The organism is Hyalangium sp. (assembly GCF_045802625.1).
Lineage (GTDB): Bacteria > Myxococcota > Myxococcia > Myxococcales > Myxococcaceae > Hyalangium.
The window spans coordinates 46,616-65,347 of record NZ_JBJMQP010000055.1; the positions used below are offsets into that span (position 1 = coordinate 46,616).

The 18,732-nt window shown below is 69.2% G+C and carries 14 protein-coding genes; 9 read left to right on the plus strand and 5 right to left on the minus strand.

The genetic code is table 11. The features are described from left to right. The first annotated feature begins 7 nt into the window (after positions 1-7). From ACJ8AT_RS11455 to ACJ8AT_RS11470, 4 genes are all read left to right on the plus strand, one after another. Positions 8-334 carry a cupin domain-containing protein gene (locus ACJ8AT_RS11455; RefSeq protein WP_407737719.1) on the plus strand — a complete coding sequence of 109 codons (327 nt, stop codon included), beginning with the start codon at positions 8-10 and terminating at the stop codon, positions 332-334. Continuing rightward, positions 331-1,656 (plus strand): thioredoxin domain-containing protein, encoded by a 1,326-nt coding sequence (locus ACJ8AT_RS11460; protein WP_407737720.1) that lies wholly within the window; start codon positions 331-333, stop codon positions 1,654-1,656. Before ACJ8AT_RS11455 ends, ACJ8AT_RS11460 begins: the two co-directional genes overlap by 4 nt. A gap of 9 nt (positions 1,657-1,665) precedes the next feature. Beyond that, positions 1,666-2,049 (plus strand): translation initiation factor, encoded by a 384-nt coding sequence (locus ACJ8AT_RS11465; RefSeq protein WP_407737721.1) that lies wholly within the window; start codon positions 1,666-1,668, stop codon positions 2,047-2,049. Between the two features lie 90 nt (positions 2,050-2,139). Continuing rightward, complete coding sequence (locus tag ACJ8AT_RS11470; RefSeq protein WP_407737722.1) at positions 2,140-2,631, plus strand: DUF4437 domain-containing protein; 492 nt, start codon at positions 2,140-2,142, stop codon at positions 2,629-2,631. A 51-nt stretch (positions 2,632-2,682) separates the two neighbouring features. Here ACJ8AT_RS11470 and ACJ8AT_RS11475 read toward each other — a convergent pair whose 3' ends face one another. Then, positions 2,683-4,458, minus strand: coding sequence for a protein kinase domain-containing protein (locus ACJ8AT_RS11475; RefSeq protein WP_407737723.1), 1,776 nt, complete (start codon positions 4,456-4,458; stop codon positions 2,683-2,685). Between the two features lie 133 nt (positions 4,459-4,591). On the opposite strand from ACJ8AT_RS11475, the gene ACJ8AT_RS11480 reads away from it, so the two are divergent. Beyond that, a complete protein-coding gene (locus ACJ8AT_RS11480; RefSeq protein ID WP_407737724.1) occupies positions 4,592-5,047 on the plus strand; it encodes a YaiI/YqxD family protein in 456 nt (151 codons plus the stop codon). Between the two features lie 466 nt (positions 5,048-5,513). Here ACJ8AT_RS11480 and ACJ8AT_RS11485 read toward each other — a convergent pair whose 3' ends face one another. The 3 genes from ACJ8AT_RS11485 to ACJ8AT_RS11495 are packed head-to-tail and all read right to left on the minus strand — an operon-like array spanning position 5,514 to position 11,678. Next, positions 5,514-9,698: a protein kinase domain-containing protein gene (locus ACJ8AT_RS11485; RefSeq protein ID WP_407737725.1), complete on the minus strand. Its 4,185-nt coding sequence runs from the start codon at positions 9,696-9,698 to the stop codon at positions 5,514-5,516. Positions 9,699-9,755: 57 nt separating this feature from the next. Continuing rightward, the gene (locus ACJ8AT_RS11490; protein ID WP_407737726.1) at positions 9,756-10,397 is read right to left on the minus strand and encodes a hypothetical protein; all 642 of its coding nucleotides are present in this window, start codon (positions 10,395-10,397) and stop codon (positions 9,756-9,758) included. 12 nt (positions 10,398-10,409) lie between these two features. Next, positions 10,410-11,678: a hypothetical protein gene (locus ACJ8AT_RS11495; protein ID WP_407737727.1), complete on the minus strand. Its 1,269-nt coding sequence runs from the start codon at positions 11,676-11,678 to the stop codon at positions 10,410-10,412. A gap of 138 nt (positions 11,679-11,816) precedes the next feature. On the opposite strand from ACJ8AT_RS11495, the gene ACJ8AT_RS11500 reads away from it, so the two are divergent. From ACJ8AT_RS11500 to ACJ8AT_RS11515, 4 genes are all read left to right on the plus strand, one after another. Beyond that, positions 11,817-12,869: a saccharopine dehydrogenase family protein gene (locus tag ACJ8AT_RS11500; protein ID WP_407737728.1), complete on the plus strand. Its 1,053-nt coding sequence runs from the start codon at positions 11,817-11,819 to the stop codon at positions 12,867-12,869. Between the two features lie 93 nt (positions 12,870-12,962). Next, positions 12,963-15,128: an FAD-dependent oxidoreductase gene (locus ACJ8AT_RS11505; RefSeq protein ID WP_407737729.1), complete on the plus strand. Its 2,166-nt coding sequence runs from the start codon at positions 12,963-12,965 to the stop codon at positions 15,126-15,128. A 5-nt stretch (positions 15,129-15,133) separates the two neighbouring features. After that, positions 15,134-15,928, plus strand: a complete 795-nt coding sequence (locus tag ACJ8AT_RS11510; protein WP_407737730.1) for a hypothetical protein — start codon at positions 15,134-15,136, stop codon at positions 15,926-15,928. Positions 15,929-15,939: 11 nt separating this feature from the next. After that, on the plus strand, positions 15,940-16,977 hold the full coding sequence (locus ACJ8AT_RS11515) for a polyprenyl synthetase family protein (protein WP_407737731.1): 1,038 nt from the start codon (positions 15,940-15,942) through the stop codon (positions 16,975-16,977). Between the two features lie 61 nt (positions 16,978-17,038). On the opposite strand, the gene ACJ8AT_RS11520 is transcribed toward ACJ8AT_RS11515, so the two are convergent. Continuing rightward, complete coding sequence (locus tag ACJ8AT_RS11520) at positions 17,039-18,613, minus strand: M36 family metallopeptidase (RefSeq protein WP_407737732.1); 1,575 nt, start codon at positions 18,611-18,613, stop codon at positions 17,039-17,041. Positions 18,614-18,732 lie beyond the last annotated feature (119 nt).

Sequence of the window (18,732 nt, forward strand, 5' to 3'; positions counted from 1 at the left end):
TGCCACGATGGATGTGAAGCACCTGTCCGCCTTCCAAGGTTTCTCCCCGGAGAAGCTCCAGAAGCACAACGTGTTCCAGTCCGGGCGCTTCTTCCTGGACGTGTACTGCTTGTCCCCCGGCCAGGCCCAGAAGCCTCACCGACACCCCATGTCCGACAAGGTGTACGTCGTCCTCGAGGGCCGCTGCCGCTTCCGCATTGGCGCCGAGGAGGAGGCCCATGGCCCTGGCGCCTCCGTGTTCGCCCCCGCGGGGGTGGAGCACGGCGTAACCAACGAGGGGCCGGACAATGCCCGGCTGCTCGTGTTGATGACCCCGCCCCCGGAGCACGCATGAGCAAGAAGGCCAATCCGCCCCCTCCCGTCCCCTCGCGCGGCGCCACGGCGCTGCTGGCGCTGGGGCTCGCCGAGTGCGCGCTGTCCGTCTTCCAGTGGTCCCAGCTCATTACGTTGCGCAACGGTGGCTCCACCGTGTGCAGCGTGTCCGAGCACGTGAACTGTGAAGTGATCTGGAACACCCCCTTCGCCAGCCGCGTGCACGAGCTGATCGGCATCCCCGTGGCGGGCCTGGGCCTGCTGTGGGGCGTGGTGGCCACCGCGCTGGCCGGCCTCTACCTGACGTGGCGCAGCGGGGGCCACACCGTGCGGCCCGCCGCCAACGGGCTGCGGCTCACGGCCGCCGCCGGAGCGCTGACCACGGTGGTGCTCGCCAGCGTGAGCGCCTCGGCCGGGGCGCTGTGCCTCACGTGCCTGGGCACCTACGTGTTGGTGATTGCCTTCGCCCTCATCGCCTGGCGCGGGCTCCCTGGCCCGGTGGTGCCTCAGGCCGGCGAGTGGGGACGCACGTTGAAGTGGACGCTGGGGCTCACCCTGGCCGGCTTCGTCGCCCTGAGCATCCCGGGCCGGGCCACCCCGAAGGCCACCGCCGCCGAGGAGCAATTGCCGCAGATCTCCTCCGAGCCCGGCTCGATCGAGTCGTACCTGCGCAGCCTGTCGCCAAGGGATCAGCAGTGGGTGGCCAACGCCCGCGAGCAATACATTCATGAGACGCCGCTGTCGGCCAAGGCTCCCGCGCGCCGCCGTGACGGCGCGGTGGATGCGCCGGTGAAGATCGTCGAGTGGACCGATCCCATGTGCCCCCACTGCAAGATCCTGGTGGAGTCCATGGCCGCCATGAGGAAGCGCGTGCCCGAGGGCAAGCTGTCCATCGAGGCCCGTCATTACCCGCTGGATGGCGGGTGCAACCCCACCATCTCGCCCGAGCGCACCGACGGCGGGCTGCGGTGCCTGGCGGCCAAGGCGACCATCTGTCTGGAGGACGCGCCGGACTACTGGCAGCTGCGCGAGAAGCTCTTCGAGGCCCAGCGCACGCTCACCGTCGGCAACGTCATGCAGATCGCCTCGTCCGGGACGGTGAGCCGCTCGCAGCTCGAGGCGTGCGTGAACAGCGCGGAGACCACCCGGCGCCTGCAGGAGGACATCGCCTACGCGCAGCAGCACCAGATCGAGGGCACGCCGCTCGTCGTGGTGAATGGCCGCCAGGTAGTCCCCAGCGTGCCGTTCCTCTACGCGCTGGCGATGGCCGGGGGGGATGTGAATGCTCCGGCGTTCCGGGTGCTGCCGCCGCCCAACCTCCCGCCCATGGCGGGCACCCAGTAAGTCTCGGCGATGGGGAAGAAAGACAAGAAGCCCGAGCCGGCCGCTCCGGCCGCCCCGTTCCACAACCCGTTCGGGGCGCTCGCGGGCAAGCGCGAGGAGCTGCCTTCGAAGCCCGAGCCCGTGAAGGCTCCCGAGAAGGCGGACGAGCGCAAGGGGCCGGCGCGCGCCGTGGTGCGCATGGAGCGCAAGGGCCGTGGCGGCAAGGAGGTGACGGTGGTGGAGCAGCTCGGGCTGCGGCCGCCGGAGCGGGAGGTGTGGCTCAAAGCGCTGAAGGGCGCGCTGGGCTGTGGCGGGGTCGTGGAGGAGGAGTCGCTGGTGTTGCAGGGAGACCAGCGCGATCGGCTGCCCGCGTTGTTGGAGGCCCGGGGCGTGCGGCGCGTCATCATGGGCTGAGCCTCCGCCTCCCGGCCAAAATCGAGACCGACCCCGCTTCTGCTGCTAAGGGTGGGCCCACCTCATTCCAAACCCGAGGGGGTTACCATAATGAAGGCACTGAAGCTGTTCGTGGCGGTCGTGTCGGTGGCGATGGTTGGGGCCGTGTCGTACGCGGCCGGGGCGAGCAAGAGCGTGAGCAAGGCGGCCAGCGAGCTGAAGTGGGAGCCGATGGCGCCGAACGTTCCGATCCAGGTCGCCACGCTGTGGGGTGATCGCACCAAGGGCGAGTCCGGCGTCCTGCTGAAGTTCCCGGGCGGCTTCGACTCGGGCATGCACGCCCACACCGCCGACTACCATGCGGTGCTCATCCAGGGCACCTGGATGCACACCGAGGAGGGCGCCAAGGAGACCAAGGAGCTGTCGCCGGGCTCGTATGTGATGCAGGCCGGTAAGGTCATGCACAACGACACGTGCAAGGCGGGCTCGGAGTGCATCATCTTCGTCCACCAGCACGCCAAGGCCGACTTCATCCCGGGCAAGGCCGCGCCCGCGCCCACCCCTGCGCCCGCGCCGACGCCCGCGCCCAAGGGCACGAAGTAACGCTCGCGCGAGCCACGAGCCGTGGGGCGCTGCGCTCCGCGGCTTCGTGGCTCAGGGCGGGTTCTGACTGGCCCCAAACGGGGAGAGCGGCTTGCGCGGCAGATCGGGCGGCCGCTCCGTCGGAGGATTGTGGAGGTACTGCCGCATCTGCTCCTCCGCTCGCTCCGGCTCCCCGAGCTGCATGAGCACGTTGGCGTAGAGCCTTCTGCACTCGCCGTTGCTCGGATCGAGCTCGAGGCAGCGGGAGAGCGCCGCGGCGGCCTCGGTGTACTTCGCCGCTTGCATGAGCGAGCGCCCATCCTCTGCCAGGGTCCACGCGGCATATCGTTGAGAGGGTGAGACCTCTCGCGGTGGAGCTGTGGTCACGGCAGGCTCCACGGAGGCGTGCCCATCCGCGGCCCTTCCGTTGCCAGCGGGCGGGTCCTGAGGAGGGGACGTGTTCTGCGCCGTCTTCGCGCCGGTCGCCTGGGAAGCGGCAGGTGTCACCGGTGAGTCCCCGGCTCGCGGAGAAGGCTTGTCACCCGAGCTCGCCTCGGCCGGTGGCCCAGGCTTCTGCGGGGCGAGCGGGGGAAGGGTGGATTCCCACCACGCGGCGATGAACCTGTCGGGACGGAGCCGGATCCCGGCGAAGGCCAGCCCTGCGATCGCGGCCACCGCGAGCAGCGCCCACCCCTTGCGCGAGTGGCGCCGGAGCAGCGGAACCCGCGTGAGGCCAACGGGCTCCAGCGGCAGGGGCTCGGTCTCCAGCCGTGGCCGGGGCTCGGTCTCCACCCCGGGCCGGGGTTCGGTCACCGGTGCCTGCGCCCGCACGGAAGCGGTGGGCGGTGAGCGCCAGTGGGTCATCTCCTCCAGGAACGAGGCGGGCACCTGCACCGCGCGTCCCTCGGTGCTCAGGTCCTCTCGGAACAACTCCTGGACGAAGTGGGACAGCGACAGCGCCGAGAAGCGCGGCGTGGAGGCGTAGAGGTACCCGGTGAGCGCATCTCCGAAGGCGTGGCTGGACTCGAAGCGCTCCTCGCGCTTGAGCGCCAGGGCCTTCATCAGCAGGGACTCCAGCTCGGAGGGCAGCTCGGGGCGCAGCACGCTGGGGCGGGGGAACGCGCCGTTGATCAGCCTGGGGAGCGCGGCGTACTCCGGGCCTTCCACCGGGAGCCGGCCGCACAGCAGCTCATAGAGCACCACGCCGGTGGCCCACACATCCGTGCGCCCATCCACCTCCTCGCCGCGCGCCTGCTCGGGAGAGAAGAACAGGTACTTGCCCTTCACCACGCCCGGAGCGGTGTTGAAGTTGCGCTGCATGCGGGCCTTGGCGATGCCGAAGTCCACGAGCTTGACCTGGCCCTCGTAGCTGACCAGCACGTTGTCCGGAGAGATGTCCCGGTGGACGATGCCCAGGGGCTTGCCGCTGTCATCCACCCGGGTGTGGGCGTAGTGCAGGCCCCGGCACATCTCGATGGCGATGAAGGTGGCCAGCGGCGCGGGCAGGTGGCCGAGGCCGGAGCGGAGCGCGCGCTTGATGATGCGATCGAGCGGCTTGCCGTCCACGAACTCCATGGCCAGGAAGTACTCGCCGTCCAGCTCTCCGAAGTCGTGAACCTGGGCGATGTTGCCGTGGGACAGCGTGGCGGAGATGCGCGCCTCGCTGATGAACATGGAGATGAAGGCGTCGTCGCTGGCGTACTCGGGGAGGATGCGCTTGATGAGCACGGGCTTGGTGATGCCGGCGGCGGCCAGGAGCCTGGCGCGCCAGGTCTCGGCCATGCCCCCGTGGCCGAGCCGCGACACCAGCTCGTACCGGCCGAAGCGATCTCCAGGTTGAAGCCCCATGTGGGGGCCATCCTACCCGTCACGGCCAGGGACTTCACAGCCAGGCAGGGGCCTCGGCTCTCGAAGGCAGAGGGCAGAGCGCGGGCCTCTCGGGCTGGACGCCAGCCGGGGCACTCGCGAGGATGCACGGCGCATGAAGATCTGGGTCGACGCCGATGCGTGTCCGGGGCCGGTGAGGGACATCCTGCTGCGCGCCTCACAGCGCCTGGGGATCTCCACCGTCTTCGTGGCCAACAAGCGCCTCACGCTGCCGCGCTCGGAGCTCGTCTCCACGGTGCAGGTGGGCGCGGGGCTCGACGTGGCGGACAGCCACATCGCCGCCTCGGCTCAGGCAGGAGATCTCGCCGTCACGCAGGACATCCCGCTGGCGGCGCTGCTGGTTCCCAAGGGAGTGGTGGTGCTTGATCCGCGCGGGGAGCTCTTCAGCGAGGAGAACATCGCCGAGCGCCTCTCCGTGCGGAACTTCATGCAGGAGCTGCGCGACAGCGGCGTGATGACAGGCGGTCCTTCCAGTTTCTCGGCTCAGGACCGTCAGCAGTTCGCCGCTACGCTGGACCGCGAGCTCACCCGATTGCTCAAGACACGGTGAAGGGCTCGCGAGATCCGGACGGCCGAAGACTACGGCTTCTGCGGCGGGCGCGGCGGCACGAAGGCACCGGGAAAGAGGCTCGGGGCTTCACTGGCATGCACAGGCGACATGATGAATCCTCCTCAAGAAAGGGCCGTAGCCTCGGCCCACAAAGCAATCCAAGCAAAACAGGCATCACAAGTCAACCGGAACTTTTGGGTAATACTGTTCTCCCCAATTGCCGGACAGGGAGTATAGCCCAAGACTTTGCAAGGCGTACTTTAAGTCCTGAATACATCAGCTCCGGAGTGAGATCAAGAAGGTCTTCTCCGCAGAGTTCCTGACAGAGGCGGGAAAGGTGGGGTAGTTGCTCCCCCTGGAGATTGAAGCGCGCTCGCTACAATCTGCTGTCGCCCGAGCTGAAGGCCAACCCCTACCCCGCGGCCCCGGGGTGCTCCCGCTCGTGCTGCACGCGGCGGGAGGAGGCTCAGCCGGGTGTCACCCCCGGCGATGGCCCGTGGCCTGAGAGCTCTGTCAGCAGCTCACGGGCGGCCTGGTAGTCCCGGAGCTTGGGCTCGCGGGTGAACCTGCCGCAGACCTCCGAGAGGAGCTCGGAGGCCTCGGGGGCGCGGCCGGATTGTCGCAGGAGCCGAGCCAGATGCACGGCCGCGCGCAGCTCGTGGAGCTTCGAGCCGGAGTCACGCGCCTCCGCCAGGGATTGCTCCAGCGCCACTCGCGCGGCCTCCAGCTCTCCCCGTTGGAGGAGGAGCTCTCCCTGGAGCCGCAGCAACTCCCCCCGCGCCCTGCCGGCCAGGAGGGTCTCGAGCATGTCCAGTCCCTCCTTTGTGGCGGCCAGACCTGCCTCGCTCTGCCCGGCGAGGAACTGGGCCTTGATCAGGCACACCAGACACGTCGGGTAGATGATCCGAGCGCCCATGGCCTGGATGAGTCCGAGCCCCTGCTGGATGGTGGCGATCCCCACCTGAGGATCCCCGAGCCGCGCGGTGGCCCAGCCCAGGAGGCAGGAGCCGATGGCCAGCGTGAACAGGAACCCGTTCTTCGTGGAGACGGCGATCAGCCGGTTCGCCAGATCTCTCGCCGCCTCGGGCTCATCCACCTCGTACTCGATCGACGCGCAGAATGAGAGCGTGACCGCGACGGCGTACGGGTGTTGCATCGCCTCGGCCAGGGCGAGCGCCTCCTGGCTGATCGCGCGGGCGCGCTCGATGTCTCCCAGCATCGCCTCGCTGAAGGCCGCATACAGGTGCGCGTGGAGCACCTGCTCGGAGACATAGCTCTGGCTGCCGCCGCCCCGGATGGGCGCCAGGACCTTCAAGGAGGGATCCTCGCGGCTCAGCTGGTTGGCCAGGGCGCAGTGCCGCAGGGCGCTGGCGTAGTGGCCTCGCCAGAACTCCAGGGCCCCGAGCGCGGCATGGACGACGACTTGGGTCGTCGCGTCCGCGCCGGCCTCCATGCGCTGCTGGAAGATCGCCTCCATCTTCCCCGCGTCTTCGCGGCTCCCCCGGACCAGCGCGACGACCCAGATGCCCCAGAGGACGGAGAAGGGGACCTCGCCGTAGCGCTCGCACAGCTCGCGCGCATGGGCATAGACCTCTTCGACCTCGGGGGCGGCGAAGCCCTTCGTCGAGACGAGCGCCTGCCCCAGCTCGACCCGCAGGGCGATCTCCCGCTCGTCCCGCTCCCGCGAGGCCGGCAGGAAGGCGAGCTGCTCGAGCGCCAGGGTGAAGTGGTGGAGGGCCTCGGCCAGCGCGGACTTCGCCGCCGCGTGCTGGCCTGCCCGCTGCCACAAGAGCACGGCCTGCTCCGAGAGGCCCGCGCGGGTGGCGTGGTTCGCCAGCAGCTCCGGCTGCTCCTCTGGCATCCGAGGGAAGTGCTCGGTCAGCACGTGGAAGAGGCGCCGGTGGTACTGCTGGCGCGTGCTCCGCGTGAGTGACTGGTAGGCGGCGTCCTGGATGAGCGCGTGCTTGAAGGCATACGTCAGGTGCGGCGGCCACCCCTGCTGGAAGAGCAGACCGGCGCGCTCGAGCCGCTCGATGTCCTGTCGCAGCGCATCCTCTTCGAGGAAGGAGACGGCGCGGATCACCTCGTGGCTGAACTCCCGGCCCAGCAGCGCCGCGAGCTGCGCCAGCGCCTTCGTCTGGGGCGGGAGTTGATCGAGCCGGGCCTGGAGCAGCTCGTGCAGGGTGGTGGGGATGGGCTGCGGCGCGCCCCGGGCGAGGGTCTCCACGCCACCCCGCTCCAGCACCATGCGGGTCAGCTCCTCGACGAACAGGGGGACTCCGTCCGTCCTGGCCACGAGCTGCTCGATCGACTCCGGCGACAGGGGCGTGCCGCGGGCGGCCTCCTGGATCAGGGCCGCGGTGGCCTTGGGCGGTAGAGGCTCCAGCCGCAGCTCATGGAAGCCAGGACGGTCCGCCCAGGGCTGGGTGAAATCAGGCCGGGCGGTGAGCAGGAAGCAGGCCCGGAGGCGTCCAAGGTTCTCCAGCAGGAAGCCCAGGAACTGGAGGGTGGAGGGATCAGCCCAGTGCACGTCCTCCATGAGGAAGACGAGCGGCCGCTTCTCGCTCAACACCTGGAGCAATGCCGCGAGCGCCCGCACACCCTGCTCTCGCTGGTGCTCGGGCGGGAGCCGCGGGAAGGGATCGTTCTCGGGCAGGGGCAGGGAGAGGAGCGAGGCGAGCGGCGGCACATGCTCCCCGGGCAGGCCGGAGGCGCTCAGCTGCTCCTGCAGCGTCCGCAGCTTCTGCGCGGGGGTGTCCTCCGGCGAGAGCTCCAGGAAACGCTGGAGCCAGTCGATGAAGGGATGGAAGGCGCTGTCCCGGAACTGCGGCCAGCACTGGCTCTGGAACCAGGTGCTCGCGCCCGAAGGTTCGCGATCGTGCAGCTCCTGGACGAGGCGGGACTTGCCAATGCCTGCTTCGCCTCGGAGCAGGATGAACGCGCCATGCTCTTGCGTGGCCTCCGCGCGCAGCCGGGTGAGCCGCTCCAGCTCCGAGTCCCGCCCCACCAGCGGCGTGAGCGCGCCCAGCACGAGCGCCCGGTCGAAGCGCGTCGCGTTCCTGCGCTCATGAAGCACCTGGTGGACGCCCACGGACTGGAGGCCCGAGAGCCCCGTGAAGGTCCGCTGGCCAAGAAACCGGGTCTGGAAGCGGCCTCGCACGAGCGCGTGCGCCTGGTCGCTGAGGAGCACCATGCCGGGCTCGGCCTCCGTGGCCAGCCACGAGGCGATCCGGGGCGCCTCGCCCTGCATGGCGGGGGTCATCCCATGGAATTGAGGCATGACGTCGGCCAGGGCCACGATCTCCGTGTGGACGCCAGCCCTCACGGACAGCCCCTGGCGCCACGAGCACAGCAGCTCTCTCGGCAGCTCCTGGGTCTGACGCAGCGCCGCGCGGACCGCCTGCTCCGCGTCCTCCTCGTGCAGGTGCGGATAGCCGAAGCTCGCCAGCACCTCGGCTCCCACCGCCGTGATGATGCTCCCCCCCGCCTGCTGGACGATGCGCAGGCACGCGCGGTGGAAGGCCTCCTCCAGGTCGCTGAAGTCCTCGGGATCCACGGCCCCGGTGCCGGAGGCCAGCGAGAGCCGACAGGCCACCAGGGTCACCTGCCGCCGCTCCGCCACGCCTCGCGGGCGCTGGGGCCGCAGGGCGAGGCGCTCCTGCAACTCGCACAGCTTCTTGAGCAGCTCGGAGCCGTCGGCGGGGCGCTTCGCCGGATCCTTGTCCAGCGTCGTGGCGATGAAGCGATCCACCTCCTCGGGCAGCGCGGCGCGGCGCTCACGTACCGAGGGCATGGGGCGGCTCGAGGTGACGTGCTCCTCGATCTCGTGCTCCTCCAGCCCCGGAAAGGGCAGCTCGCCCGTGAGCATCTCGAAGAGGAGGATGCCGCAGGACCAGGTGTCGTCGCACGAGTGGGGAGGCTCCCGCCGCCACTGGGCCGGAGACATATAAGGAGGCGTCCCCGAGCCGCTGGTCACGAGCGCGGAGTCACTGCCGGTCAGCAGCCGCGACAGGCCGAAGTCGAGCAGCTTCGCCCGGCCTTGGGTGAGGAAGACATTGCCCGGCTTCAGATCCAGGTGGACGAGGTGCCGCTGGTGGGCATGGGCCAGGGCCGCCGCCACATCGAGCAGGATGTCGAGCGCGCGCCGCAGCTCCAGTCTCCCCCGTCGCAGGAGCGAGCTCAGGGTCTCGCCATCCAGGTACTCCATCACCAGGAAGGGGACCTTCGTCGCGGACAGCCCGCTGCTCTGCCGGAAGCCGGTGTTCCACAAGGACACGTCGTAGATCCGGACGATGTTGTTGTGATCCAGCCGGGCGATGGCCTGGGCCTCCTCCCGCACCAGCACCGCCACCTGCTGCGGCGACAGGTGCAGGACCGAGAGGATGAACTTCAAGGCGACCGTTCGCTGCAGCTCGTGGTCCAGGGCCCGGAACACCTGGCCCATGCCTCCCTGGCCAATCCGCTCGAGGATCTCGTACCGGCTCCCATCCAGCCCCCCCAGCCGCTCGCCCACGACGGGCATGGGCACCGCGATGGGCTGCCAGGCGACCTCTCGCAGGAACGAGTCGCCGAACTCAGAGTCCTCGAGCGGGAAAGCGCTCTCGGCCAGGAGCCGCGAGCCTCCTCCTTCATGACCGACGATGTTGCCCATCTCGTTCCCCAGTTCTGGTGCGCTCCTTGTCGCGAGAGGGACTGTGTGGCGTGAGTGCTACGGCACCTCGGAAGCCTCGACGAGCGCGTAGATGACCGCGAGGGGGCGGCGTGTGGCCACCTCCGTGGCATAGACGGCACCCACATAGAGGCCCGGGTTGATGCCCTGCACCGTGCGCCGGCTCTGGCCGCGGCCGAGATCCACGAGGGTGACCTCCACCCGATCGCTCTGCGGCGACAGCTGGGCCTGGACATGATCGTTGGCGTTGATGCTGCGCTTTCCCACGGCCTGACCGCCTCCGGTCCCATCTCCTCCAATGAGGTAGAGATCCGTCACGGTGATTGTGACGCCCGGGGGCAGGAAGACAGCGGTGGAGGCATCCATGGGGCCCACGAACTCGGTATCTCCATCCACGACGAACAGGAAGGTGGGCAGCTGCCGCTCCGCTGACTGGGGCATCCACTGGAAAGGGAGCGCTATCAACAAGGTCAACTCATCCAGGGTCCCGGTCATGTCCTGCATCCACGACGAGGGAGCGTAGGTCCCAGTCCTCATCTGATCGAGGGCTCGGGACCAGCGGCCGACCTGGCCCAGCAAGAAGGTGGAGGAGCCCTGCAGCATGTCGGTCCAGTAGCGGGTGACGGTGGCGGCGTCCGGTGCCGGCGTGCCTGTGTTGCTGTCTCGGGGGGGCGTGGCCATGGTGGCCTCCTTTCAGGGGGGGGCAGCGGGTAGGCAGTAGAGGCGCCGGATGAGCTCGTTCATCCAGAGCCCCACGACGGCCGGCGCCACGTAGCGGAGGGCCTGGCCCGCGCCCACGGGCCCCTGGTCCGGAGTGCTCCTGTCCAGGAAGTCCGCGTAGCGGATGTTCTTCACGGTGCGGATCCGGAAGGGAGCGTCCTCCTGGCCGGCGGAGGCCGGGAGCGGTGCGACGCACTGGAAGCCGCAGTCCACCTCGATCCCCCGCTTCGGGTATTGCAGCGCGGAGAACTGGCTGCCCTCACACGAGTAGAGGGCGAAGTCCAACCGGAGCTGCTGCTTCTCGGGGTCCACCTCGTAGCGAATGTCGAGGTAGTTCTTGAACGCGGCGATGTTCGCCAGGTTCCAGTTGAACTCGACATGCTCGAAGAGATACCCCTTCCAGCTCTCACCCCGCTGGCTGGTGGTGCCTGTGGCCTCCGAGAAGCTGAGTCCATCCTTGCTCCGCTCCACCTGGTAGCTCGCGGGCCAGAACGGCGAGCGGCTCCAGCTGCGGGGATCGAGGGCGCGGGCGAGGAAGTCGAAGCTGCAGTAGGACTTCGAGGGAATGTCCACCGTCGTGACCAGTGACGAGAGGTTCAGCGTGCTCTGAGGGGAGGGGGGCAGTTGCTGGAGGGCCTCCTCGTCGAAGCACGTCCCGAGGCTCACCGGCTCGTCGCGGGTGATGAGCTTCTGGGTGATCTTCTTGAGCCCCTTCAGCGCTTCCTTTCCGGGGCCCGGGCCGGGCTTGCTGCTCTCTGGAGGAGGGGCCTGAGTGGTGGGAGCGGGCGCGGGAGAGCTCGGCCTGGTGCGGAACGCCGCCCGGATCTCTGGGGCCTCCCCGCCATAGAAGACCTGCCGGAGCTGATCATAGGAGAAGCTCAGGGGTCTATCCGAGGGTTGTTGGGGCAACGTCCTCCGCAGGCGCTCCGTGAGCTCCTGGGCGCTGATGCCCAGGAACTCCGCGAGATAGGGCTCGAACTCCTGCTTGTGCTCGATGAGGACGGCGAACGCCAGCTTGCATCCCGCCACGTCCCGCGCGGGCTCGTAGTGCTCTGGGGGCAGCTCGTCGATGAGCGCGAGGGCGCTCGGCAGAGGGAGTGGTTGCTTGTCCGGGGTGAGGAGTTCGGAGAGCTCCCCTCGGACGCTCGTGTGCAGGAAGACACTGAACAGGGCCGCACGGTATTCATGAACGCCCGGAGCACGCTCTGGAAGGGCGCTCTCGGATTGTTTCAGTACGCGCATCAGGCTCCTCCCAGCGGCGGGCTCGGATCCCACGCCGAGGCCCACTGAGTGGAAAATGAGTCAGGTCGCCGCGTCCTCAACGGACGGCCATGCGACGGGTTGGGTGGCCTGTCGTAGGTTGCTGGTGGGGGTGACCCGATGGCGACCTCGCATCCTTTCCTGCTCTATGGAGCCACGGGCTTCACGGGCCGGTTGCTGGCACGAGCGGCCCAGGAGCGTGGCTTGCGCCCCATCCTCGGGGGCCGGAACGAGGCAAGGCTGGCGGCGCTCGCCTCGGAGCTGGGGCTGGAGTACCGGGTGGCCTCCCTGGGCTCTGGCCTGGACACGGCGCTGCGGGAGGTGGGGGCCGTGCTCCATGCCGCGGGGCCGTTCTCCTCGACGTTCCGCCCCATGGTCGAGGCCTGTCTGCGCACGGCGACGCATTACCTGGACTTCAGCGGCGAGGTCCTGGCCATCGAGGGCGTCTTCCAGCACGACGCGGAGGCCCGCCGGCGCGGGGTGATGCTCATGCCCGGAGTCGGGTTCGACGTCGTCCCTTCGGACTGCCTGGCGCTCCATGTAGCGCGCCGGTTGCGAGGGGCGCGGCGGCTCCTGCTGGGCATCTCCGGGCTCGAGGTGATCTCCCGTGGCTCGTTCCGCACGCTCGCCGAGGGCGCTGGGCAGCCGATTCGTCTCCGCCGAGGAGGGAGGATCTCCGAGGCCGCCCCGGGCTCGCTCCAGCGTGAGCTCGACTTCGGCGCCGGGCCTCGCCCGAGCCTCGCGATGAGCTGGGGAGACGTCAGCTCCGCGTACTACTCGACGGGGATCCCCGACATCGAGGTCTACTGCGAGGCGATCCCCGCCCTGCAGATGATGGTGATGGCCAATCGCTGGGCCGGTGGGCTGCTCGCGGCGCCCCCAGGCCGGCTCTGGCTCGAGCTCCAGGCGCAGGCGCTGCCGGAGGGGCCCACCGATGCGGAGCGAGCCGGGCGCCACGGCGTCATCGTCGCGGAGGTGGAGGACGCCGCGGGACGTCGTGTCCGGGCGCGCCTGCGCACTCCGGAGGCGTACGCGTTCAGCTGCATCACCGGGCTGGCCATCGTCGAGCGCGTGCTCGCGGGAGACTGGGAGCCGGGGGCCCAGACGCCCGCCCGGGTCTATGGGCCGGACTTCGTGCTCGCGTTCCCAGGTGTCCTCCGGGAGGAGCTCTGATCGCCCTGGGGTGCAGGGAGGCGTCCGCGCACCGACGCTCGAGGGAGGGCGTGGATTGACGGGGCTGGCGTGCTTCTTCATGAAGGAGCGGCCATGAGCACCAAGCGTCCCATCGATGTCGCCATCGTCGGAGGAGGGTGCGCGGGCATCTCCGCCGCCTTCGAGTTGACGCGGCCCGAGCACCAGGGGCGCTATCGCGTCACGGTGTACCAGCTCGGCTGGAGGCTGGGAGGCAAGGGCGCGTCGGGCCGAGGGGCGGCGGACCGGATCCAGGAGCACGGCCTCCACCTGTGGATGGGCTTCTATGAGAATGCCTTCCGGTTGATCCGGGAGTGCTACGCGGAGCTGAAGCGAGACCCGGCCACCTGCCGCATCGCGGACTGGCGCCAGGCCTTCACGCCGGATCCCTTCAATGGGGTCATGGACTGGTCCCCGCGAGGGGAGTGGTCCCCCTGGACAGCGCGGATGCCTCCCTTCGAAGGGCTGCCCGGTGATCCGGGGAACGAGATCCCCCGGTGGACCATCGCCGACTATCTGGCGAGGAGCCTGGAGCTGGTGCGCGCCCTGGTGGTGTCGGCGCAGCAGACCGTGACCGGGACGGCGCCCCAGGCTCCTTCCGCTCCGGTGGGAGCGGGGAGTCCGGAGGCGCTCCTGGAAGCCATGTCACGCCTCCTCAAGTACGGGCAGCTCGCCACGCTGGCCGCGGTGCTCGAGGCGCTGGGGCTGATGGAGGTCGCGCTCGCCACGCTGCGCCGCTATCCCGAGAACCTGCTCCTGCGCTTCCATGACACGGTGGCCGCCGCGCTCCGCGAGCAGTTCGTGAAGCTGCTCGAGGGCGACGACAAGCTCCGCCGCATCTGGGAGATCGTCGACATGATGCTGGCGGTCGTCCGTGGGGGGCTGCGCTTCCGGCTGCTGACGGATCCGCGCGGCTTCGACGCCATTGATGACTACGACTGCCGGGAGTGGTTGCGTCTCAATGGGGCCTCGGAGGGGACGATCAACGGCGCCTTCGTCCGGGCGCTGTACGATCTCACCTTCGCCTACGAGGACGGCGACATCCGCAAGCCACGGGTGGCCGCCGGGCAAGGCCTGCGGGGCGCGTTCCGCGCGTTCTTCACCTACCGGGGCGCCTTCTTCTGGAAGATGCAATCCGGAATGGGGGACGTGGTCTTTGCTCCCTTCTACGAGGTGCTGAAGCGGCGAGGCGTTCGCTTCGAGTTCTTCCACCGGCTGGAGAATGTCCGGCTCGTGGCTCCCGAGCAGCTCGCGCCGGGCGAGCGCCCCTACGTGGAGGCGCTCGAGTTCGACGTGCAGGCCCAGGTGGTGGGAGGAGGAGAGTACCAACCACTCGTGGACGTGCGCGGGCTGCCCTGCTGGCCCGCGGCTCCCGACTACCGGCAGCTCGTGGAGGGCGAGCGGCTCGAGCGCGAGGGGTGGGCGTTCGAGTCGTACTGGGATCGGCGCAAGGTGGAGACGCGGACTCTGCGCGTGGGGAAGGACTTTGATCTCGTCCTGCTCGCGGTGGGCGGCGGAGCCATTCCCTTCGTGTGCAAGCAACTGGTGGAGCGGGATGAGCGCTGGCGAGCCATGATCGAGCGCGTGAAGACCGTGCCGACCCAGGCCTGTCAGCTCTGGCTGAGCGAGAGCATGAGCGAGCTGGGCTGGCACGAGCCGCCGATCAACATCTCCGGCTTCGTCGAGCCCTTCGACACCTGGGCGGATATGTCCCATCTGGCCTCGGAAGAGAGCTGGCCCCAGCCTCCGGCGGCCATCGCCTACTTCTGCAGCGTGTTGCGGGATGTCCCCGAGCAGGAGCGGCTCCGGCCCGCGTTCCCCCAGGATCAGCACGAGCGGGTACGGCGCAACACCGTCCGCTTCATTCAGAAGGATCTCCTCCATTTGTGGCCGAAGGCCTATGAGGACTCCGGCGAGTTCCGGTGGGAGCTGCTCATGGAGGCCCCCGCCTCGCGGGAGCCTGGCGCGAGCGCTCAGGGCGAGGCCCGTGTGTCCTCGCAGTACTGGACCGCCAACGTGAACCCCTCGGACCGGTACACCCTCACGCTGCCTGGGAGTCTGAAGTACCGCCTGTCGCCGCTGGACAACACCTACGACAACCTCACCGTCGCCGGGGATTGGACGGACTGTGGCTTCAACCAGGGGTGCGTCGAAGCCGCGGTGATGTCGGGCCGGCTGGCGGCCCATGCCATCTCGGGCGCCCCCCGGCTCGAGGAGATCGTGGGGTTTGATCACCCGTGAGCACCATGGACACCCAAGACAGAGTGAAGAAGCAGGAGCCCGAGCGCACGCAGCCCATCCGCAACTGGGGTGTGTTGTCTGGGACGCCGGGAGCACCTCCGCCGCGCACGCCGCCGGGTGGGTCTGCCTCATCGGGAGGGAGCGCATCACCGGGCAATCCTGTCTCCCGAGGCGTGGAGCTGGGCTACCAGGTGATCGAAGAGTACCTGCGCCAGGGCCGCAACGTGGCGAGCGCGATGGGGATTCCCTCCTTCGGTGAGGCCCCGGCCGATGACGGGCTCCAGGGCCGCATGGGAGCGCTGCTTCGGAGCTTCACGGACTTCGCCAGCCTGTGGATGGAGCTGATGAGCAGGGTGGGAGGGGGAGGAGTCGCCTCGGCCGCTCCTGGCATCACGCCCGCGAAGGGCACGGCGGGCCCTTTCCCGACGGGTGGAGGTCCAGGCGCCAGCGAGCCCCCGAAGGCGGCGGCTCCGGAACCGCCCGTGTCCTCGGAGCCGCTGGGAGCGGCGCCCGTGGAGCTGACCCTCGACATCCAATCCTCCCGGCGCGTCGAGGTCTCGGTGGAGCTGCGTCCGCGCTCCGCGGGGCTGCCGCTCGTGGTTCACGATCTGCGCGCTCCCGAGCCGGACAAGCCGCGCCTGACGGGCGTGAGGCTCGAGACCCAGCCGGAGGAGGAGCGGGTGTGCCTGCGCCTCCAGGTTCCGGTGGACCACCCTGCCGGGATCTACAGTGGCCTCATCCTCGATGAGCGGACGAGCCTTCCGCGCGGCACGCTCACCGTGCGCATTCCTCCCGCGTAAGAGGAGGAGCCATGTCCACCACGGCGGCAACAGCGCGGGTTCGGGAGCGACTCGAGGACTACGGCGCCGCGGCGCGGGTGCGCATGCGGGAGTACCTGCGAGAGGGCCAGTCCCGCCATGAGTTCTACGCGCTCGTCTCGGACTATCCCGAGCGGGGAGGGCGGGCCTTGCGCGCCAGCCTCTGCCTGGCCACCGCACGCGCCTTTGGAGCCCACCCCACGGAGGCCTTGAACTCGGCGGTGGCGCTCGAGCTGCTCCACAATGCGTTCCTGGTCCACGATGATCTCGAAGACGAGAGCGAGGAGCGGCGAGGCCATCCCACCTTGCACCTGCGCCACGGGGCTCCCCTGGCCATCAACGCCGGGGACGCTCTGGCGGTGCTGAGCCTGCGTCCGTTGATCGAGAACGTGGGCATGTTGGGCCCACGGCTCACCTTGCGGATCCTCGAGGAGGCGGAGCGCATGGCGCGCGAGTCCGTCGAGGGACAGGCGCTGGAGCTGTGGTGGCGCCAGCACCACGTGCTCGAGCTCGGCGAGGTCGACTACCTGCGGATGGTCCTGAAAAAAACCTGCTGGTACAGCACCATCTACCCGATGCGAGTGGGGGCGCTCATTGGCACCCGGGATGGCGTGAAGCTGGACCGCTACCTCCACTTCGGCTTCTTCGTCGGCGCCGCCTTCCAGATCCAGGATGATCTCCTCAACCTCGTGGGCGACGAGGCCCGGTACGGCAAGGAGCTCAATGGGGATCTCTGGGAGGGCAAGCGGACGCTGATGCTCATCCACCTGCTCAACGTGACGGCCCCCGACGAGCGGGCGCGGCTCTCGCGGGTGCTCGGGACGTCGCGAGCGGCGCGGACGGGGGAGGAGGTCCGGTGGATCCGCGAGCGCATGGAGCAATATGGCTCGCTCGACTACGCGCGGCAGGTGGCCCACGGGCTGGCAGGGGCGGCGCTCCACGAGTTCTCGCGGGTGTTCGCCGAGCTGCCGGATTCACCGGACAAGGACTTCCTGGAGGCGCTGCCCACCTGGGTCATCGAGCGGACCTGAGGTGGGCCTCACCGCCGCGCCCCGGGAGCTGGTCCCGGGGCGCTCACGGCACGGCTTCAGCTCACGGGCAGAGCGCGGTGACGGTGAAGCCGCGGTTCTGCAGGTGCGTCTTCACCGTGCCGCAATCGGCGGACGTGTAGCCCAGGTTCACCGCCGCCGTGACGAGCGCGTTCGCCGCGGTGTTGAAGGACGGGTTCGTGGGCAGCAGGAAGTGGTGCTGGAGGATCAGCGTGTCCGCGCGCGTCGCGCCCAGCGAGGTGCGGATGTTCCACAGCGCGCCGGACCAGATCTCTCCATCGGCGTGCACCTCGCCCGCCACGCTCTCGGGGTAGTGCTTGGTGGTGTCCAGCCGGCGCAGGCAGGGCGGGTTGGAGCTGCTGTACGAGGTGGAGTCCCAGTCCGCCACGCACGTGTCCTGGAAGCCGCCGCTGGTCTGCGCGTTCACCGAGGCGCCCCAGTAGTCGCCGAAGCCCTCGCCCATGGCGCCGGACTCGGCGCCCGAGCCGAAGCCGGGCACCTGGTTGTCCTGGATGGAGTGGCCGTACTCATGGAGGATGACCTCGGAGTCCTCGGCGTCATCCACGCCTCCGGTGCCGTAGGTGATGATCTTCGTGTTCGGCGTGTACCAGGAGTTGTCCTGCGTGGTGCCGTTGGCGCTGAACACCTGCTGGCGGTTGTTCACGTTGGTGAACCCCAGCGACTGGATGTAGCGCTCGGCGAAGTCGATGTGGAAGTAGCCCATCGTCTCGGTGAAGCCCGCCTGGCCATGGCCGTAGCTGAAGGCGTTGGTGGACGAGGACACGCGCTTCTTGGTGGACGAGCTGGAGGCGTAGCTGCCATCCAGGAAGCCGTTGCCCGTCAGGCCTTGCAGCGTCACGGTGCGGTAGGCGGTGCTGGGGATGGTGGAGGTGTCGCGCAGCGAGATGTCATGGGTGCCGACGACGGCGTTGGAGCCCACGTAGACGCGGCCGCTGCCGGTGGCGTAGCGGTTGAGGTCGCGCGGGTTGGAGAGCTGCTCGCCGGTGTTGGCGTCCACCAGCGTCTCCCAGGTGGGGCCGTCCTCGGAGGGCTCCACCACCTTATAGGCGAGCCGCGGCGTGGCGCCGCGCGAGACGACGAGCGTGGCCGAGCCATTGGGGTTCGCGGAGGCCAGGCCCAGGGTAGTGCGAGCGGCGCCACGGGCCTGATCGGCGGTGAGCGCCGGCTTCACGCTGGCCAGCGAGGGCACGGGCACCGAGTCGTTGTTGAGGCCCACCACCTCACCGGCGCGGTTGAAGTGCACCCGCACCTCGGCGCCGTCCACGGGCACTCCGCGGTGCACCTGCTGGAAGGTGTAGTGCCAGCCCATGGGGCTCTCGACGGCGCGCACCAGCTCGAGGTCTCCCACGGCCTGCACTCCATAGCGCGCGCCTTGGGTGCGGAGGAACTCGCGGGCCGCCAGCTCCGAGGGCTGTCCGAAGCTCGCGGCGAGCACGCCATAGGCGCTGGCGGGCTGGCCATCGGCCCGGAGCTCCGAGACCGCCGTCTGGGAGTCCGCGGAGGGCTGTGCCTCCTCGGCCAGGCCGCCGCAGGCCGACAGGGTGAACAGGCTCAGGGCCCCTACCAGGGTGGAACGCTTCAGGAAACCACGCTGCATGCAGTACCTCCGGCGCACATCGAATGAGCGGAGGCACTATAACGCAGTTAGGCTGGAAAAACTCATTAAAACCGAAAACGTGAATTGACCGATTGCGTCGTCCGGGGCTTGGCGATGAT

Excerpts from the sequence above, each read along its gene's own strand:
- ACJ8AT_RS11515 (WP_407737731.1), top strand. The coding sequence starts at position 15,940 with ATGTCCACCACGGCGGCAACAGCGCGGGTTCGGGAGCGACTCGAGGAC.
- ACJ8AT_RS11505 (WP_407737729.1), top strand. The coding sequence starts at position 12,963 with ATGAGCACCAAGCGTCCCATCGATGTCGCCATCGTCGGAGGAGGGTGC.
- ACJ8AT_RS11455 (WP_407737719.1), top strand. The coding sequence starts at position 8 with ATGGATGTGAAGCACCTGTCCGCCTTCCAAGGTTTCTCCCCGGAGAAG.
- ACJ8AT_RS11470 (WP_407737722.1), top strand. The coding sequence starts at position 2,140 with ATGAAGGCACTGAAGCTGTTCGTGGCGGTCGTGTCGGTGGCGATGGTT.
- ACJ8AT_RS11490 (WP_407737726.1), bottom strand. The coding sequence starts at position 10,397 with ATGGCCACGCCCCCCCGAGACAGCAACACAGGCACGCCGGCACCGGAC.
- ACJ8AT_RS11480 (WP_407737724.1), top strand. The coding sequence starts at position 4,592 with ATGAAGATCTGGGTCGACGCCGATGCGTGTCCGGGGCCGGTGAGGGAC.
- ACJ8AT_RS11460 (WP_407737720.1), top strand. The coding sequence starts at position 331 with ATGAGCAAGAAGGCCAATCCGCCCCCTCCCGTCCCCTCGCGCGGCGCC.
- ACJ8AT_RS11475 (WP_407737723.1), bottom strand. The coding sequence starts at position 4,458 with ATGGGGCTTCAACCTGGAGATCGCTTCGGCCGGTACGAGCTGGTGTCG.
- ACJ8AT_RS11485 (WP_407737725.1), bottom strand. The coding sequence starts at position 9,698 with ATGGGCAACATCGTCGGTCATGAAGGAGGAGGCTCGCGGCTCCTGGCC.
- ACJ8AT_RS11510 (WP_407737730.1), top strand. The coding sequence starts at position 15,134 with ATGGACACCCAAGACAGAGTGAAGAAGCAGGAGCCCGAGCGCACGCAG.
- ACJ8AT_RS11500 (WP_407737728.1), top strand. The coding sequence starts at position 11,817 with ATGGCGACCTCGCATCCTTTCCTGCTCTATGGAGCCACGGGCTTCACG.
- ACJ8AT_RS11465 (WP_407737721.1), top strand. The coding sequence starts at position 1,666 with ATGGGGAAGAAAGACAAGAAGCCCGAGCCGGCCGCTCCGGCCGCCCCG.
- ACJ8AT_RS11495 (WP_407737727.1), bottom strand. The coding sequence starts at position 11,678 with ATGCGCGTACTGAAACAATCCGAGAGCGCCCTTCCAGAGCGTGCTCCG.
- ACJ8AT_RS11520 (WP_407737732.1), bottom strand. The coding sequence starts at position 18,613 with ATGCAGCGTGGTTTCCTGAAGCGTTCCACCCTGGTAGGGGCCCTGAGC.